15 protein-coding genes are annotated in these 17123 nt (G+C 72.0%); 6 read left to right on the top strand and 9 right to left on the bottom strand.

The annotated features are described in order from the left end of the window. Positions 1-3: 3 nt before the first annotated feature. Positions 4-1143, bottom strand: a complete 1140-nt coding sequence (locus tag PIJ49_RS01415) for a glycosyltransferase family 4 protein (protein WP_251155548.1) — start codon at positions 1141-1143, stop codon at positions 4-6. 126 nt (positions 1144-1269) lie between these two features. On the opposite strand from PIJ49_RS01415, the gene PIJ49_RS01420 reads away from it, so the two are divergent. After that, positions 1270-2814: a hypothetical protein gene (locus PIJ49_RS01420; RefSeq protein ID WP_271825334.1), complete on the top strand. Its 1545-nt coding sequence runs from the start codon at positions 1270-1272 to the stop codon at positions 2812-2814. Beyond that, the gene (locus PIJ49_RS01425; RefSeq protein ID WP_251155550.1) at positions 2811-3830 is read left to right on the top strand and encodes a pentapeptide repeat-containing protein; all 1020 of its coding nucleotides are present in this window, start codon (positions 2811-2813) and stop codon (positions 3828-3830) included. Before PIJ49_RS01420 ends, PIJ49_RS01425 begins: the two co-directional genes overlap by 4 nt. A gap of 291 nt (positions 3831-4121) precedes the next feature. On the opposite strand, the gene rfbD is transcribed toward PIJ49_RS01425, so the two are convergent. From rfbD to PIJ49_RS01440, 3 genes are all read right to left on the bottom strand, one after another. Then, on the bottom strand, positions 4122-4976 hold the full coding sequence (gene rfbD / locus PIJ49_RS01430; protein WP_251155551.1) for a dTDP-4-dehydrorhamnose reductase: 855 nt from the start codon (positions 4974-4976) through the stop codon (positions 4122-4124). After that, complete coding sequence (rfbB, locus tag PIJ49_RS01435; RefSeq protein WP_209685177.1) at positions 4973-5959, bottom strand: dTDP-glucose 4,6-dehydratase; 987 nt, start codon at positions 5957-5959, stop codon at positions 4973-4975. The genes rfbD and rfbB overlap by 4 nt, the downstream gene beginning before the upstream one ends. A gap of 83 nt (positions 5960-6042) precedes the next feature. Then, a complete protein-coding gene (locus PIJ49_RS01440; RefSeq protein ID WP_209685179.1) occupies positions 6043-6984 on the bottom strand; it encodes a glycosyltransferase family 2 protein in 942 nt (313 codons plus the stop codon). Positions 6985-7094: 110 nt separating this feature from the next. Here PIJ49_RS01440 and PIJ49_RS01445 point away from each other — a divergent pair, with 110 nt between their 5' ends. From PIJ49_RS01445 to PIJ49_RS01460, 4 genes are read left to right on the top strand one after another with little or no spacing between them, the layout of a single operon-like run. After that, positions 7095-8207, top strand: a complete 1113-nt coding sequence (locus PIJ49_RS01445) for a glycosyltransferase family protein (RefSeq protein ID WP_271825335.1) — start codon at positions 7095-7097, stop codon at positions 8205-8207. Between the two features lie 24 nt (positions 8208-8231). Further along, on the top strand, positions 8232-8840 hold the full coding sequence (locus tag PIJ49_RS01450; RefSeq protein WP_066655027.1) for a dTDP-4-dehydrorhamnose 3,5-epimerase family protein: 609 nt from the start codon (positions 8232-8234) through the stop codon (positions 8838-8840). Positions 8841-8850: 10 nt separating this feature from the next. After that, positions 8851-9714 carry a glucose-1-phosphate thymidylyltransferase RfbA gene (rfbA, locus tag PIJ49_RS01455; protein ID WP_066655026.1) on the top strand — a complete coding sequence of 288 codons (864 nt, stop codon included), beginning with the start codon at positions 8851-8853 and terminating at the stop codon, positions 9712-9714. Then, complete coding sequence (locus tag PIJ49_RS01460; protein ID WP_271825337.1) at positions 9714-11639, top strand: glycosyltransferase family protein; 1926 nt, start codon at positions 9714-9716, stop codon at positions 11637-11639. Before rfbA ends, PIJ49_RS01460 begins: the two co-directional genes overlap by 1 nt. Positions 11640-11773: 134 nt before the next feature. On the opposite strand, the gene PIJ49_RS01465 is transcribed toward PIJ49_RS01460, so the two are convergent. From PIJ49_RS01465 to PIJ49_RS01485, 5 genes are all read right to left on the bottom strand, one after another. After that, the gene (locus PIJ49_RS01465; RefSeq protein ID WP_251155555.1) at positions 11774-12895 is read right to left on the bottom strand and encodes a glycosyltransferase family 2 protein; all 1122 of its coding nucleotides are present in this window, start codon (positions 12893-12895) and stop codon (positions 11774-11776) included. A 61-nt stretch (positions 12896-12956) separates the two neighbouring features. Continuing rightward, entirely contained in the window at positions 12957-13832 is an 876-nt protein-coding gene (locus PIJ49_RS01470; protein ID WP_271825340.1) for a glycosyltransferase family 2 protein, read from the bottom strand. Next, positions 13829-14956 (bottom strand): glycosyltransferase family 4 protein, encoded by a 1128-nt coding sequence (locus PIJ49_RS01475; RefSeq protein WP_209685187.1) that lies wholly within the window; start codon positions 14954-14956, stop codon positions 13829-13831. The genes PIJ49_RS01470 and PIJ49_RS01475 overlap by 4 nt, the downstream gene beginning before the upstream one ends. Before the next feature lies 1 nt (position 14957). After that, positions 14958-16205: an ABC transporter ATP-binding protein gene (locus PIJ49_RS01480; RefSeq protein WP_209685188.1), complete on the bottom strand. Its 1248-nt coding sequence runs from the start codon at positions 16203-16205 to the stop codon at positions 14958-14960. 3 nt (positions 16206-16208) lie between these two features. Continuing rightward, positions 16209-17105: an ABC transporter permease gene (locus PIJ49_RS01485; RefSeq protein WP_209685190.1), complete on the bottom strand. Its 897-nt coding sequence runs from the start codon at positions 17103-17105 to the stop codon at positions 16209-16211. Positions 17106-17123: the final 18 nt, after the last annotated feature.

Here is a 17123-nt window from a genome sequence, read left to right on the forward strand (position 1 = left end):
GGATCAGAGGTCGGCGTGCAGCTGCCAGGTCTCGAGGGCCGAGTCGCGCCAGTCGAACATCCGTGCCCGGTCGAGTCCGGCCACGGCCAACTGCGCCGCGAGGTTCTCGTCGGAGACGACCTGGAACACGGCCTGCGCGAGCCGGGTCGGGTACGAGTCGAGCGGTTCCCGGGCGACCGTGACGCCGGCGTCCGCCGCGACCTCGCGGACCGCTGCGTCGTCGGAGTGGACGACCGGGGTCCCGAGACTCATCGCCTCGATGACCGGCAGTCCGAAGCCCTCGGCGAGGCTCGGGAACACGAAGACGGATGCCCGGTCGTAGACCGTCGCCAGGTCGGCGTCGTCGATGCGCCCGAGCACCCGGACGGCCTCGGGAGGGAGTCCGGCTCGTTCGGCGGTCTCGTGGACGTCGACGTCGCCCCAGCCGTCCGGCCCGGCGACGACCAGTGGCACGTCCGACGGTGCCTCAGGGTGTGCCATCGCGGCGATGAGGTGCTGCAGGCCCTTCCGTGGCTCGAGGGTCCCGACCGCCAGCACGTACCGCTCGGGGAGGCCGAGTCGCTCGGCGCGCAGGTCGGCGTCGACGGGGACGCGGAGCTTGCTGCTCGGCGCGCCGCCGATCACGCGGAGCCGGTCGCCGAAGCGGTGGATCCCGTTCAGCTCCTCGGCCACGGCGTGGGTCGGCACGACGACCGCGTCCGCGTACCGGAAGGCGCGACGCACCATCGCCTTGTGGAAGTGGACACCGCGCGGGGTCAGGGTCTCCGGATGGGTCCAGGGAACCGTGTCGTGGACCGTCACGACGGTCTGGGTGCCCGGGTCGCGGAGCGGGTCGTGGCGGACCAGCGGGGCCAGGACACTCGGGGCGTGGACCATGCCGTGGGCGGCGGTGCGCGCGAGGCCGAGCTGCCACGCCACGGACAGCTCGCGACGCGGCAGTGCGGTCCGGGAGAGGTCGACGCCCGGCAGCAGGGCACGGAGTCGGTCGAGCTCGGACGCGGCGGTGGCGGAGACGATCCCCTCGACGTCACACCCGTCCGGTGCCGTCTCGACGAGCCCGCGCGTCAGCTCCTCGGCGTACCGGCCGATCCCGCCCGGCACCGGTGCGACGACCTGGTCGACGATCACGCGCAGAGTCGTCATGGAGCCCCTCTTCGGATCGCGGTCGGACAGCGCGGCAGACACTACCAGGGACGTCCTGCACGCCCGCGGGGGCGGCGCCGGGGGCTAGGCTTGTCCGGTCGTCGACGAAGGGGAGCCTTGACAACCGTGACGCACGCCGCCCTCCGGCGGATCGGCGACCCCCGACGACTGGTCGCGGTGCTCGAGCACCGATGGACGATGCCCACGACGATCGTGGTCTTCCTGGTGATCGGGGCGTTCCTCTCGGTGGCGGTGCACATGCCGGTGGTCGACGGGATGGGGAACGTCCCGTACGCCGGTACGATCGCGCCGGACGAAGGTCGGCACATCGCCAACATCCTCTTCTACGCAGGGCGCAGCTGGACCGCCGGTCCGATCATCACGGACGCCGCCCCGCAGCTGCTGACGATGGGGGAGATCGAGCGGTTCCCGAGCTACGTCTACTACTACCTGATGAGCTTCCCGGTGAAGCCGCTCGTCAACCTCGAGGCGCCCTACACGGTGATCGTGGTCATGCTCCGAGCGGTGAACGTGGTCCTCGGGGCGCTCGGTCTCGTGGTGCTCCGACGCCTGTTCCGGGTCATGGGCTTCTCGACGTCGATCGCCGTGTTCGCCGTCATCGTCGTCGCCCTGACGGGGCGGTACGAGTGGCAGAGCGCCGGGGTCTCCTACGACACCCCGGCCAACACCCTGTACTTCCTGATGCTGTACTGGTGCGCCCGCATGATCCGTTCGTCGTCGGGACACTGGGGGAACCTCGTGCGCGCCGTCGCGTGCGGCCTCGCGGCGATCGTCGTGAAGTACACGTTCGTCCCGTTCGTCGGCGTCGCGCTGGTCGTCGCGCTCGTGCTCGTGGTCCAGCGCGACGGCTTCCAGGCCTTCGCGCACCCGGTGCGCCGGACCGTGGCCGCGTTCCGCGGGCACCCGGTGACGTCGACGCTCTGGACGGTGTCCGTGCTGGGCGTGTCAGCGGTGATGGTCGAACGGACGGGCGGGAACCTGCTGCGCTACGGGCAGTTCAACCCGTCGTGCGTCCGGGTGCACACCCACCAGGAGTGCCTCGCGTTCGACATCTACCGACGCAACTTCGTCGCCGAGCGCGCGCACGACGTCGCGATCCTGCACGACGCACCGCCGGCAGCGTTCGACCTGTTCGGGTTCATCGGTGACTGGATGAGTGCGTACTTCCAGACCATGTTCTTCTACCGCGGCCGCACCACCGAGTGGCAGATCACGACCTGGGTGCAGGTCCTGGGCGCGGTCGTCCTCATCGTGGCCCTCGTCGCGACGCTCCTCGCCGTGCGCATCCTCGTCCGCACGCGTTCCTTCGTCTGGGGGACCGTCGTCGCAGCCACCTACGTCGCCGCCACGTTCTTCTTCAACCTGCGGACCTTCCTGCGCCTCGACAACCAGTACGCCTTCGCCGGACGGTACGTCCTACCGGTCTACCCGCTGCTCGTGGTGTTCGCGATCGTGTCGCTCCTGGCCCTCTGGCGGACGCTGCCCGAGGGCTGGCGCCGTGCGCTCGTCGTCCCGGTGGCCGTCGTCGCGGTGCTCGTCGTGGCGACCTACGCCGGACCGTTCGCCTTCGCCGCCTACGCGCAGGACCCCGGCTGGTACACGCCGCTCGCGCAACGGGTCCTGCCGCACTTCCTGACGGGGGTCCGATGAGCGACGACACGACCGACGACCGGACGGCCGCCGACCGGACGGCCGCCGACCGGACGACCGCGGCCCGGACGGCCGCCGACCAGACGACCCCGGAGCGCGTTGCCGGGACCGGCGCCGCGGGTGCTGCGACCCCCTGGTACCGCCGTCGTCGGTGGTCCGTCGGCACCGCCGTGCTCGTCCTGGCGCTGGTGTCGGTGGGGTACGAGTACGTCTCGACCGGCCCGGCACCGACCACGATCCGTGAGTGCACGATCGTGCGCGGGGCGTCGGTCTCGTCGCACGCCGAGTGCGCCGGGCAGGACCTCGCCGGTGCCGACCTGTCCGGGCTCGACCTGCGGCTGGCAGACCTGCACGGAGCGGACCTCCGCGGTGCCGACCTCAGCAGCACGATCCTCTACGGCGCCGACCTCACGGGGACGGACCTGCGGGGGACCGACCTGTCGCAGTCCGACCTGACACAGGCCGACCTCACCGGGGCGTCGCTGGACGGTACGGACTTCACGGATGCCGGCATCTCCGGCATGGTGGTCGAGGGGACGGTCCTCGCGGCGTCGCAGTACTCCCGGTGGGTCGACGACGACGAGCCCGTCCGGGTCACGCTCGAGGCGGGTACACAGCCGGGGATCACCGAGAACAGCTGCCAGGACTTCCAGGGCCTGTACTACCCGGGGCAGAACGTGGTGCAGTGTCGGCTGTCGACGGACGCCCAGTACGACGGCACGTTGTCCTACGGCCGGATCGTCGAGGTGAAGCGTCAGCCGATCGTCTCCGTCCCCTCCGAGGTGCGACTCCAGGTCGGTCGACGGGCATCCGTGCAGCTCCGCGCCGAGAGCCCGTTCCCCTCGGTCTTCACGTCGTTCTCGGGGTCGTTGCCGCCCGGCATGCGCTGGGACGCCGACACACAGCAGATCGTCGGGACCCCCACCGAGCGCGCGATCGGCACGCGCACACTCGAGTTCGTCGCGGACAACGGGCGGCAGGTGCGCACGAGCATGACCTTCACGGTCACCGAGTGAGTCCACCGGTCGGCGGCACACGACCGCCGGCCGCGGATGCGGGAGCTCCGCACACGACCGCCGGCCGCGGATGCGGGAGCGCCGACCGGGCTCGCAGGTGGGCCGACCGGGGTCGCGGGAGCACCACCAGTACGGTCGGGTGACGGCCCCGCTGCCGCGTCGTCGGCGACGCCCCCCCGCTGCCGCGTCGTCGGGGACGAGGGGCAGCGGGGAGGTCCGCCGGACGGTTCCGCACCGATCAGCGGACGCCCGGGCACGGACGCGCGGCCCCGGCGGACCGCTCGTCCGAGCTCAGGGCTGGTCGAGGACGCCGGCGGCGACCGCCGCGTCCAGCGCCTGACGCCAGTCCCGCATCGGGGGGATGCCGGCCGCCGCCCAGCCGTCGTGTCCGAGGACGCTGTACGCGGGGCGCGGTGCGGGCCGGACGAAGGCGGAGCTGTCCGTCGGGAGGACCCGCTCCGGGTCGAGCCCGACAGCGCTGAAGATCGCGCGGGTGAAGTCGAACCAGGACGCCTGCCCGGCGTTGGTGCCGTGGTACGTGCCCGCGGGGGCGTCGGCGTCGAGCAGCGCCACGACCTGCCGCGCGAGGTCGCCGGTCCAGGTCGGCTGCCCCACCTGGTCGGTCACCACGCTCACCGTGTCGTGGGAGCCCGCGAGCCGGACCATGGTCTTGGCGAAGTTGGGGCCGTGGGCGCCGTAGAGCCAGGCGGTCCGCACGATGTACGACGCGTCCGGGAGGATCGCGCGGACGGCGTCCTCCCCGGCGGCCTTCGTGCGTCCGTAGACACCGAGCGGACGAGTCGGACCGTCCTCGGCGTACGGCGCGGTCCCGGTACCGTCGAAGACGTAGTCGGTCGACACCTGGACGAGCCGCGCACCGCTCGCCGCGGCTGCGGTGGCGAGTGTCTCCGCCCCCCGGGCGTTGACGGCGGTGGCCGCCTCCTCGTGGGACTCGGCGTCGTCGACCTTCGTGTACGCGGCGGCGTTGATCACGACGTCGTGTCCCGCGACCGCCGCGGACACGGCGGACTGGTCGGTGACGTCGAGGTCGGCGCGGGACAGGGCGGTCACGTCACGCCCGGCCAGGGCCAGCTGCAGGTCCTGACCGAGCATGCCGGCGGCGCCGGTGACGAGGTAGCGGGTCATGCGAGGGCCGCGCGCTCCTTGAGGGGCTCCCACCACGCACGGTTGTCCCGGTACCACTGCACGACGTCGGCGAGTCCCTGCTCGAAGGGCACCTGCGGCTCGTAGCCGAGCTCGGCCTGGATCTTCGAGATGTCGACCGAGTAGCGCAGGTCGTGACCGAGGCGGTCCTGCACGTGCTCGACGGACGACCAGTCCTTGCCGGTCGCGTCGAGGAGGAGCTGGGTGAGCTCCTTGTTCGTCAGCTCGGTGCCGCCGCCGATGTTGTAGATCTCGCCCGCGCGTCCCCCGACGAGGACCATCGCGATGCCGCGGGTGTGGTCGTCGACGTGCAGCCAGTCGCGGACGTTGTTGCCCTCGCCGTACAGCGGGACGCTCTTGCCGTCGATGAGGTTCGTCACGAAGAGCGGGATGACCTTCTCGGGGAAGTGGTACGGCCCGTAGTTGTTCGAGCACCGCGTGATCGAGAGGTTCAGCCCGTGGGTGCGGTGGTAGCTGCGGGCGAGCAGGTCGCTGCCCGCCTTCGACGCCGAGTACGGCGAGTTCGGCTCGAGCGGACGGTCCTCGTCCCACGAGCCCTCGCTGATCGAGCCGTACACCTCGTCCGTGGAGACGTGGACGAACCGCTCGGTGCCGTGGCGCAGTGCTGCGTCGAGCAGACGCTGCGTGCCGACGACGTTGGTCTCGACGAAGATCCCGGAGTCACGGACGGAGCGGTCGACGTGCGACTCGGCGGCGAAGTGCACGATCGCGTCGACCGAGGGGACGACCTCGTCGAGCTTCGCGGCGTCGCGGATGTCTCCCTGCACGAACGTGTAGCGCGGCGAGTCCGCGACGGGAGCGAGGTTCTCGAGGTTCCCCGAGTACGTCAGGGCGTCGTACACGACGACCTCCGAGCCCTCCAGCCCGGGGTACGCGTCCTCCAGGGTCCGACGGACGAAGTTCGAGCCGATGAAGCCGGCCCCTCCGGTGACGAGGATCTTCACGCTTGGTTTCCTTTGCAAGGCCGATGTGTGCCGGTCACGGGGCCGACGGCGGTCGGGTCGAGTGTAGCGGGGGCGGTCCGGGGTCAGTCCCCGTACCGCGCGAGCTTCTGCAGGTCGAGCTGCTCCTCGGCGAGCGTGCGGTTCAGCCTCGTCAGGTCTGCGACGACGCCGATCGTGATCGACAGCAGGGCACTGATCATCAGGACCATGCCGAGGATGAGCGACTGCAGGTGGTTGCCGCCGCTGTCCGTCCAGAGCAGCACGAGGTAGCGGACGAAGGGGATGAGTCCCGCGGCGCCCAGGACGGCGCTCACCCAGGCGAAGAGCGCCAGTGGCCGGTACATGAGGTAGACCCGTGCGATCGCGGACCCGGACTGGAACATGTGCTGCCAGATGTTCTTGAACAGTCGTGACTCGCGGGTCTTGGCGTTCGTCGTGATCGGGATGCTGGCGATGGCGAGCCGCTTGTAGCCCGCCTGCACGATGGTCTCCATGCAGTAGCTGAAGCGCGTGACGATGTTGAGCCGGATGAGCGCGTACTTCGAGTAGGCGCGGAACCCGCTCGCCGCGTCGGGCAGGTCGAGCCCCGCGGCACGGCTCGCGACCCACGACCCGAAGGTCTGCATCGCCTTCTTGAACCCGGAGAAGTGCTCGATCGTCCGGGTCTGGCGGTCACCGATCACGATGTCGGCCTCGCCGCGCACGATCGGCTGCACGAGGTCGGCGATCTGCGCCTGCGGGTACTGGTTGTCCCCGTCGGTGTTCACGACGACGTCGGCCCCGTGGAGCAGGGCGTAGTCGACGCCGTCACGGAAGGACCGCGCCAGCCCCATGTTCCGCGTGTGCCGGACGACGTGCCGGACCCCGTGCGCCCGGGCCACCTCGACGGTCCGGTCGGTCGAGCCGTCGTCGATGACCAGGACCTCGATCTCGTCGACGCCGGGGATCGAGGTCGGGATCGTCTCGAGGACCGAGGCGAGGGTCTGCTCCTCGTTGAGGCAGGGGATCTGGACGAACAGTTTCACGAGTGGGTCCCTGAGGTCGTCGGCGCTCCTCCCCGTGCGGGAAGTCGGCGACCATCCTACGTGCCCGTACGAATGCTCAGGTCCAGCGGTCGTCGTGCGACGATGGCCCCATGGCAGCCCTCCGGTCGACCGTCGCCCGTCTCCTCGGTCGTCGGGGCACGGCCCCGTCGACCTCGGCTCCGCCCCTGGTCGGCTTCGTCGTGCACGGTGCCGGTGGCGTGCACCCCGCGTCGGCACACGTCCGGGTGACGGGACGGATGACGGCGCTCGCCGCATCCGGGAGGGCACGGGTCGCGCAGGTGGACCCGGTGCGCTGGGCGGACGGTTCGGACACCGCGCACCTCGACGCGATCCTGGTGCAGCGGGACGCCTTCCCGGTCGCCGCGCTCGACGCCGCGTTCGCCAGGGCCGCCCGCGAGGGCACGCGGATCGTCGCCGAGGTCGACGACGACTTCTTCACCCCGGAGGCGCGCACACGCCTCGCGCAGGCGGAGTACGACCCCGACCGGCTCGCCTCCGTCGATCGGCTCGTCCGGGGCGCCGACGCGGTGGTGGTGTCCACCCCGACGCTCCGGGACGTGCTCGCGGCGCAGGGCGTCGACGCCGTCGTGGTGCCGAACGGCGTCCAACCCGGGCTGTGGGACGCGGACCCCGGCGGCCCTGCCGCCGCCGACCCGGACGACCGCAGCCCGCGACGCGTCCTCTACATGGGCAGCGCGACGCACGGCGGCGACCTCGACCTGCTCCGTCCGGTCTTCACCGACCTGACCGACGACGACGGCCGGCCGGTCCGGCTGGAGGTCGTCGGGGTCACCGGCGACGACGACACCTGGTACGACCGACTCGCGCTCCCCGAGGGGGCGCAGCACTACCCGGCCTTCGTCGCGTTCCTCCGGGCGCAGGCCGACCGGTGGTCCGCCGGGGTCGCACCGTTGACCGGTGACCGGTTCAACGACGCGAAGAGCGACCTCAAGTTCCTCGAGTACACGATGCTCGGCCTGCCCTTCGTCGGGTCGGACCGGCCGTCGTACCGGGGCGCCGACGAGCACGGTGGTCTCCTCGTCGGTGACCAGCCGGAGGCGTGGCAGCGAGCGGTCCGTGCCGCCCTGCGCGAGTCCGACGTCCGTGTCCGACGGGCGCGCCGGTACGTCCTGGCGGAGCGCACCGTCGGGGACGACCGACCCGGCGAGACGGCATGGCGCCTGGCCCTCGGGCTGTCCTGACGCGCTCCTTGCTAGGCTGCCCCGGTGCAGATCCGCGAACTGAAGATCCCCGGCGCGTGGGAGTTCACGCCCGTCCAGCACGGCGACGCACGAGGAGCGTTCCTCGAGGCGTACCGTGCCGACGTCCTCGAGGACACGGTCGGTCACCCGCTCGACCTCCGCCAGGTGAACATGTCGATCTCGTCCGCCGGTGTCGCCCGCGGGATCCACTACGCCCTCGTCGCCCCCAGCCAGGCCAAGTACGTCACCGCCGTCCGCGGGGCCTTCATCGACTACATCGTCGACATCCGTGTCGGGTCGCCGACGTTCGGCCAGTGGGACGCGGTCCGCATCGACGACGTCGACCGCAGGGCCGTCTACCTGTCCGAGGGACTCGGCCACGCCATCGTCGCGCTCGAGGACCGCTCGACCGTGAACTACCTCGTGAGCGCCCACTACGACCCGCAGCGCGAGAAGGGCATCAGCATCCTCGACCCGACGGTCGGCCTGGAGCTGCCCGAGGGGATCGGCGAGCCGGTGCTCTCCGAGAAGGACACCTCGGCCCCGACGCTCGAGCAGGCCGCCGAGCAGGGCCTGCTGCCGACCTACGAGGAAGCGGTGGCCTACACCGAGTCCCTCCGCACGAAGAAGTAAGGACGGTCCGATGAAGGGCATCATCCTCGCCGGTGGTTCCGGCACGCGCCTCTGGCCCATCACCAAGGGCATCAGCAAGCAGCTCATGCCGATCTACGACAAGCCGATGGTCTACTACCCGCTGTCGACGCTCATGATGGCCGGCATCCGCGAGGTCCTGGTCATCACGACGCCGGAGTACAACGAGCAGTTCAAGGCCCTGCTCGGCGACGGTTCGTCGCTCGGCATGGACATCCAGTACGCCGTGCAGCCGAGCCCGGACGGCCTGGCGCAGGCGTTCGTCATCGGCGAGGAGTTCATCGGCGACGACAGCGTCGCGCTGGTCCTCGGCGACAACATCTTCCACGGCACCGGCCTCGGCACGAACCTGCGGAAGAACACCGGCGTCGACGGAGCGACCATCTTCGCCTACCACGTGGCCGACCCCACGGCGTACGGCGTCGTCGAGTTCGACGACGCGTTCACCGCGGTCTCCATCGAGGAGAAGCCCGCGCAGCCGAAGTCGAACTACGCCGTCCCCGGGCTGTACTTCTACGACAACTCGGTCATCGAGATCGCGAAGACCATCGAGCCCAGCGCACGCGGTGAGCTCGAGATCTCCACCGTCAACGAGCGGTACCTCGAGGCGGGCAAGCTCGGTGTGCAGGTCCTCGACCGCGGGACCGCCTGGCTCGACACCGGCACGTTCGAGTCGATGATGCAGGCGTCCGAGTACGTCAAGGTCATCGAGGACCGCCAGGGCTTCAAGATCGGCTGCATCGAGGAGATCGCCTGGCGCAACGGGTGGATCGACGACGCACAGCTCGCCGACCTCGCGGCACCCCTCGTCAAGGGCGGCTACGGCGTCTACCTGAACGCCCTGCTGCAGGGCTGATGGCGTCCCGGCTCGGCCGGCTGTTCGGGCGGACCGCTGCGGCGGGAGCCGAGCGGACGGGTCCCGACGCCACCACCCGCGGTGGTGCGGTCGACGGAGCGGCCGAGCCGCGCCTCCCGGTCGACACGTCCCTCGTGACGGACCGGCCGACGGTCGCACCGGACGGGTTCGACGTCGTCGTGACGGTGCAGGAGCGGTCGTTCCGGGACGGAGCGCACCGACCGGCGGTCGCCGCCGCGGTCGCCGCCGGCGCACGCACGGTCGTCGTCAGTGCGTACGACGTGCACGCCGGCCCGACGAGCACCTACGCGCCGGTCGAGCCAGCGGCGGACCACGTGGTCGCGCGGCGCACGGTCGCGGCGACCTGGGGCGGCGCGGTCGCCGCGGCACGCGCGCAGCTCCGGTCCGCCACGGTCGTGGTCCAGGACGCCGCGATCACCCTCCCCGAGGGCGCCCACGCCCGGCTCGTCGCGACGGTCGGCCGGGAGGCGCGGGTCGCCGTGGCCGTCGTCCGGTCGGCCGACGACGTGGTGCTGAGCGCCGGCGCGGCCCTGCCCCAGCCGACCGCCCCGGTCGCGTCGCTGCTGCGCGGCCACCCCGCCGAGGACGCCGACGGACTCGACGGCACGGCCGTCTTCGCGGCGGACCTGCCCTGCTTCGCCGCGCCCGTCGCCGCGCTCGCGGACCCCGTCCGCACCGTCGACACCCGCACCGCGGTCGCCCGGCTGACCCGCGACACCGCCGACGACCTGCACGGCGACTGCGTCCTCGTGCCGCTCGGGCGGGCCTACGGCGACCCGGCCGTCCGCGAACGGCGCTACGACGCGGACGCGGCGGACGCACTCGCGGTCTGGCGAGGACGTCGCGACGAGTGCACCGCGCCGGCACTGGAGCGCCTGGGATTCCTCCCGATCCGGGGTACCGCGGACACGGTCGGTGCGCCCGTGGCGCTCCGCGAACCCGTCGTCCGGGCCGAGCGGGGCACCGAGCGGCTGTCCCTGCGCGACCGCGGGGAACGGCTGCGCTGGTCGCTGCGGATCGCGGCGCACCCGGGGGCACGGGGGGACGACTGGGGGGACACGTTCTTCGCGCGCGACCTCGCGCGGGCGCTGCGGGGTCTCGGGCAGGAGGTCGTCGTCGACCACCGCGAGTCGCACGTCCGGCCCTTGTCCGAGCACCTCGACGACGTCGCGCTGACCCTGCGGGGACTCGACGACACCCCGGTGCACCCCTCGGCGACGAACGTGCTCTGGGTGATCTCGCACCCGGACCTCGTGACGCCGGCGGAGCTGGCACGCTACGACCTGCGGTTCGCCGCCGGGCCGGTGTGGGCCACCCGGGTCGCCGGGGAGACGGGGCTGCCGGTCGCGCCGCTGCTGCAGGCGACCGACCCTGCCCGCTTCCACCCGGGTGCTCCGGACGCCGCGTTCGGCGCGCTCGACACCGCGTTCGTCGGGAAGACCCGACGGGTGTTCCGGCCCGTGGTCCGCGACGCGGTCGAGGCCGGGGTGGACCTCGCGGTGTGGGGCGAGGGCTGGGAGGGGCTCCTGCCCGAGGGCGTGCACCGCGGCGTGTTCGTGGCGAACGACGAGCTGCCGGCGCTCTACCGGACCGCCCGGGTGGTGCTCAACGACCACTGGGACGACATGGCGCGGGACGGCTTCCTGTCGAACCGGCTGTTCGACGCCGCTGCCTCGGGGGCGCTGGTCGTGACCGATCCGGTGCCGGGGGTCGACGACCTCTTCCACGGCGCGGTGCGGACGTACACCTCGGTCGAGCAGCTCCGCGAGACCGTCCGCGCGGGGGAGTCGGCGACGCTCGAGGAACGTGTGGCGCGGGGGGAGCGGATCGGCGCCGAGCACTCGTTCCGGAACCGGGCCGAGACGCTGCTCGACGCCGTGCGTCGCGTCCGCGCGCAGGGCTGACGGGCAGCGCGCCCGCGCGGGTGCCCCGGCCCGCAGGGCCGATGCGGCTGACGCGGTCGACGGGATCGGCGCGGACGGGATGGTCAGCGCGGCCCACCCGGCTGGCGCACGGTGCCGCACCCGGCCGGTCCTCGTCAGCGCGCGCGGATCCGCCGTGCGACGGCGCCGGCGCGGTCGGCGAGCCGGACGACCCGTCGTGCGCGCACCGCGGACAGTTCGGCCTCGGTCGCACGATGGGCATCGCGTTCGAACTGCACCGTCCGACGCAGCGAGTCCGCGAGCTCCGTCGCCTGGCGGACCTCGTCCTCGAGGTCGGCGATCCGGTGGTCACGGTCGACGACCGCGCGGCCGAGTGCGCGGAGCTCCTCGAGGCGGTCGGTCGGGACGACCGGCTCGGCGTCGCCGAGGGCGGCCGATCCCGCGCGTCGCAGGACGTCGGCGACGCCGTCGTCGCGCGTGAACGGACCCGCCTCGGCCTCGTCCTCGGTGACGAAGCGCAGGGCGAAGACGGGCTGGAGGACCCCCTCCTGCAGGCGGCGCCAGTCGCGCATCCCGTGGTGGCGCGGGCTCGGCGTCAGGTCGGGGTTGGCGTCGTAGGCGCGGCCGGTGACCTCGACCCGGTGGGCGTACTGCGCCCAGGACCGCCACGGCAGGTGCAGGACCTCGAGTGCGAGCTCCTCGGGCACCGGGGCGCCGTTCGCCACGCTGACCTGGTGGTTGCCCTGCACGACCGTGATGTCCGGGTCACCGACGTGGACGGCGTTCGCGGTGGGCGGGGCGAGCAGGCCGATGGCGGTGAGCTCGTCGACGGAGCGCTCGTCGCGCCAGTGCAGGCGTTCGACTCCGGCACCCGACTCGGCGAGTGCGCCGACGAGGTTCACGACGGGGACGGTGAAGGCGCCGACGACCGGGTCGAGGCGTTCGAGGACCCGGCGGACGGTGAGCGACCGGTCGACGGGCAGGACGAACTCGTCGGCGTCCGCGTTCACCACCCAGTCGGCCCCGTGCACCGCCGCGGCGTCGCGGGCCATGCCGGTCACGACGGTGCCCTGCTGCTTGCGGTGGACGGGGTCGTGGCGCAGGTCGACGGTGACGTCGTCACGTTCGGCGAACGCTTCGAGCAGGGCGGTCGTCCCGTCCGTCGAACCGTTGTCGGTGATGACGAAGACGTCGAAGCCCTGGGCGACGTGGTGGTCGAGCCAGGCGGGGATGACGTCCGCTTCGTCGCGGACCATCAGGGTGACGGCGAGGATCATGTGCTGCAATCCGGGTCGGGGGAGGGCGGGTGGGCGTGCTTCCCTGAGAGGTTACCGGGGTTCAGCGGGTCCGCGTGGCTCGCGCACGCACGGCCAGCGCCAGGCGGAGCACCGCTCGCAACGGCCAGAGCCACCACGCGGCGTACTTGCCGGCCAGGAAGCGGTAGGCGCTCTCGTGATGGGCACGGCGCATCCGGTCCGAGGACCCGCGCGTCGCGGTGCCGCCGACGTGGGTGGCGATCGCCTCCGGCTCGTACACGTTCCGCAGTCCGAGGCGGCCGATGCGCCAGCCGAGGTCGACGTCCTCGAAGTACATGAAGTAGGCCTCGTCGAAGCCGCCCAGGCGTTCGAACACGTCGTGGCGCACCAGCACGCACGCGCCGGACAGCCAGCCGGCGTCGCGACGCACCGTGTGGTCACCGTCCTGCCGGTAGCGCTTCGTCCACGGGTTGCCCTGCCAGACGTTCGCGAAGACCGCGTGACCGAGCCCGGTGCGGAGCGAGGGGACGAGCCGCGCCGACGGGTAGACCGCGCCGTCGGGCTCGAGCAGGCGCGGACCGACGGCCCCGATCGCCCGGTCCGTCTCGGCGGTGGCGACCAGGCGGTCGAGCGCTCCGGGGGCCAGCACGACGTCGGGGTTGGACACGAGGACCCACCGCACGTCGGGGTCGAGCGAGGCCACGGCACGGTTGACGGCCGCCCCGTACCCGAGGTTCGCGCCGACCGCGACGAAGCGCGCCCCGGCCGACTCGGTCACGCGGCGGAGCGCGTCGGCGGTCGACGAGTCGTTGTCGGCGACCACGACCTCGACGTCCCGGGTGCTCGCTGCGGCGGTGGACGCCAGGAACGCGGGCAGCACGTCGCCGGACTCGTACGACACCGTGACGATCGCCGCCCTGCCGGCGGGCGCACCACCGTGCGGCGTCCTGTCGCTCACGCGTAGACCTCCACGTGGCGCTCGGCGCAGGCGGCCCAGGTGAACCCGGCGGCTCGCGCGCGGGCCCGACGCACGCGGTCGGCGCGGGCGTCGGCGGGCTCGTCGAGCATCGCCGCGAGCGCGTCGCGGATGGCGTCGGTGTCCGGTTCCGTGTAGGTGACCGCGTCGCCACCGACCTCGGGGATCGCGAGCCGGCGGGTCGTCAGGACGTCGCCGCCGGACGCCATCGCCTCGAGCACCGGCAGCCCGAAGCCCTCGCCGGTGCTCGGGTAGGCCGTGACGCGCGCGGCTCCGAGCAGGACGTGGAGCTCCTCCACCGGCAGGTACCCGAGGTACCGGACGGGCGCGCCGGGCACGTCGCCGGCGGTGGTGAGCTCGGCACGGGCAGGCTCGTCCCAGCCGAGTCCGCCTGCGACGAGCAGCGGTGGGACGGTGGTGCCGCGGGTGCGCAGGGCTCGGTGCGCGGCGAGGAGCGCCGGCACCTGCTTGCGGGGTTCGACGGTCCCGAGGAACGCGATCCAGTCGGTGTCCGGGTCGAGGTCGTGGGCGTCGCGGAAGGCGGCGGTCTCGGTCGCCGACGGCACGCGGAAGACGGTCGCGTCGACGCCGAGGTGTGCGACGACCGTGGCTCGGCGGGCCCGGCCCGCCAGACGGTCGAGCTCCGCGACCGTCGCGGCGCTCGGCGCCACCGTCGCGCGGGCCCACCGGCGCGCCACCCGGGTCCACCCGCGGAAGAACGCCACCTTCAGGCGCGAGTGCGCGGCCGGGTCCGAGAAGAACGTCGCGTCGTGCAGGGTGACGACCGTCCGGGAGGCGCGGGTCACCGGGAACGTGTAGTGCGGACTGTGCAGGACGGTCGCCCCGCTCCGTCGGAGCAGCCCCGGCAGGCCGACCTGCTCCCACAGCAGTCGAAGGGGCCGCGACGCGGTCCAACCGGGGGCGGCGTGGTACCGGTGCGCCGGTGCGAGTCCGCGCAGCCACGCGAGGTCAGTGGGCTTCGCGACGACGTCGACGCGGACGTCCAGGTCGCCGAGGCCCTGCAGCAGACCGGCGATGTAGCGAGCGACGCCGCCGCGGTTCGGGGGGACCGAGGTCGCGTCGACGAGCACGGGGAGTGCCCGCACGTCAGCGGACCTGGCGCTCGGTGGTCTTCGTCCAGGCGATGCCGGACTGCGTGTCCTCGTCGGTGACGACGAAGCGGGCCGCCTCGCGCTGGATCACGATGTGCTCGCCGTTCGGCTTGGCGAGGAACACGTGGACGAAGTACTGCCCACCCCCGAGCCGGAGGTCCTCGAGACGCCACTCGACCGTCGCGGTGCCGTCCAGCGGGGCGTGGTGCGTCTGCAGCTGCCGGCTGTCGACGCCGAACGCGGGGTGACCGAGGTGCGTCTCGATCTTGATGCCGGCGCGCCACTCCGGCAGCACGGTGGCGTGCGAGAAGGTCGCCCGGACGACCAGGTCGTCGCCGTGCCGGTGCTCGGCTCCCGGCTCACGGCCGGGGATCTCGAGCTCGACGTGCTCGACCTTGCCCGGGTTGGCCTCCTCCTCCGGGTGGTTCGCCTCGACCTCGGCCACGCGGCGGTCCTCGAGGATCTCGCGGAAGTTCTTCACCGCGAGTCGGGCGGACCCCTGGAACTTGACCTCGCCGTGGTGCAGGACGACCGCGGAGTCGCAGAGCTCCTGGACCTGCCCGAGGGAGTGCGACACGAGGATGATCGTGCGGCCCTGCTCCTGGAACTCGCGGATCTTGTCGAGGCACTTCTTCTGGAACTGCTCGTCGCCGACGGCCAGCACCTCGTCCACGAGCAGGACGTCCGGGTCGGTGTTGATCGCGACGGCGAAGGCGAGTCGGACGTACATGCCCGACGAGTAGAACTTCACCTGGGTGTCGATGAAGTCGCCGATGCCGGAGAACTGCAGGATGTCGTCGAAGCGGGCCTCGGTCTCCTCCTGCGTCTGGCCGAGGATCGCGGCGTTGAGGTACACGTTCTCGCGACCGGTCAGGTCCGGGTGGAAGCCGGCGCCGAGCTCGATGAGCGCGGCCAGTCGACCGCGGCGCTCGACCGTGCCGGAGCTCGGCTCGAGGATGCCGCCGATCGTCTTGAGCAGGGTCGACTTGCCGGACCCGTTCGGTCCGAGCAGCCCGATGGTCGTGCCCGCGGGGATGTCGAGGCTGACGTCGCGGAGCGCCCAGAAGTCCTCGCTGTGCCGCCGACCGGCGCGGCCGAGCGTGACGACACGTTCCTTGAGCGAGTTGTCCTTACGGATCGTGAACTTCTTCGAGACGTTCCGGACCGTGACGACGTCGGGGGCGCCGGCGAAGGGCGACGCGGGCGAACCGGCGTCGGTGGTCGTGTCGTTGTCGATGCTCATCGATCAGATCTCCTGGGCGAAGTTGCCCTGCAGCTTTGCGAACACGCGCTGGCACGCGAAGAGTGCGACGAGTCCCACGAGCGCGGCGATGCCGAGGCGGAGCAGCAGGTGCTCCGGGTACTCCGAGTCGGCACCGGCGGACCAGAAGGCCCGGTGGATGCCGAGCACGGCGAGCGTGATCGGGTTGGACGTGTACAGCGTGAGCAGCCACTCCGGAGCGCGCGTCGCCACCATCTGCCAGCTGTAGACGATGGGGGAGCCCCACATGAGCAGGAGCACGAGCACCTCGACCAGGTACTGCATGTCACGCAGGTACACGTTGAGCGCGGCGAGCAGCAGGGCCAGCGCGGTGGCCCAGATCAGGATGACGAGCGTCGCGGGGAAGAAGAACAGCAGGTCCGGGCGCCACCAGGCGAACCCGCTCTGCAGCACCGCGGCGACGAGCAGGACGATCATCTGCACGCCGAAGTTGAACAGCGCCGAGCCGACGCTGGCGAGCGGGTAGATCTCGCGGGGCAGGTAGACCTTCTTGATCAGCCCCGCATTGCTGACGATCGACGCCGTGCCGGACGCCACGATCTCGCTGAACAGGCCGTACAGCGTCAGACCGGAGAAGACGTAGATCGCGAACTCCGGGATGTTCCGGGACGCACCGAGGATCTGACCGAGCACGAAGTAGTAGATCGCGAGCTGGACCAGCGGCCGGATGAGGGTCCAGGCGAACCCGAGGACGCTGTCCTTGTAGCGGGACTTCAGGTCACGGCGGATCAGCAGGTCGAGCAGCTGCCGGTGCGCGAGGACCTCGCGCACCGAACCCACGACGGCGGACGCCGGGCGGCCCGCGGGGACCATCCGTTCGTGCCGGAGGCGTTCGAACCGGTCGGTGACGATGTTGCTCATGCGTTCCTCTGTGTTCGT

Origin of the sequence: Curtobacterium uvaldense, assembly GCF_028307415.1 — a bacterium.
Classification (GTDB): domain Bacteria; phylum Actinomycetota; class Actinomycetes; order Actinomycetales; family Microbacteriaceae; genus Curtobacterium.

What these genes read in the sequence shown, in the direction of transcription:
- PIJ49_RS01415 (WP_251155548.1), bottom strand. Translation starts at nt 1,143, where the DNA reads ATGACGACTCTGCGCGTGATCGTCGACCAGGTCGTCGCACCGGTGCCG.
- PIJ49_RS01425 (WP_251155550.1), top strand. Translation starts at nt 2,811, where the DNA reads ATGAGCGACGACACGACCGACGACCGGACGGCCGCCGACCGGACGGCC.
- rfbD (WP_251155551.1), bottom strand. Translation starts at nt 4,976, where the DNA reads ATGACCCGCTACCTCGTCACCGGCGCCGCCGGCATGCTCGGTCAGGAC.
- PIJ49_RS01445 (WP_271825335.1), top strand. Translation starts at nt 7,095, where the DNA reads ATGGCAGCCCTCCGGTCGACCGTCGCCCGTCTCCTCGGTCGTCGGGGC.
- rfbA (WP_066655026.1), top strand. Translation starts at nt 8,851, where the DNA reads ATGAAGGGCATCATCCTCGCCGGTGGTTCCGGCACGCGCCTCTGGCCC.
- PIJ49_RS01460 (WP_271825337.1), top strand. Translation starts at nt 9,714, where the DNA reads ATGGCGTCCCGGCTCGGCCGGCTGTTCGGGCGGACCGCTGCGGCGGGA.
- PIJ49_RS01465 (WP_251155555.1), bottom strand. Translation starts at nt 12,895, where the DNA reads ATGATCCTCGCCGTCACCCTGATGGTCCGCGACGAAGCGGACGTCATC.
- PIJ49_RS01480 (WP_209685188.1), bottom strand. Translation starts at nt 16,205, where the DNA reads ATGAGCATCGACAACGACACGACCACCGACGCCGGTTCGCCCGCGTCG.
- PIJ49_RS01485 (WP_209685190.1), bottom strand. Translation starts at nt 17,105, where the DNA reads ATGAGCAACATCGTCACCGACCGGTTCGAACGCCTCCGGCACGAACGG.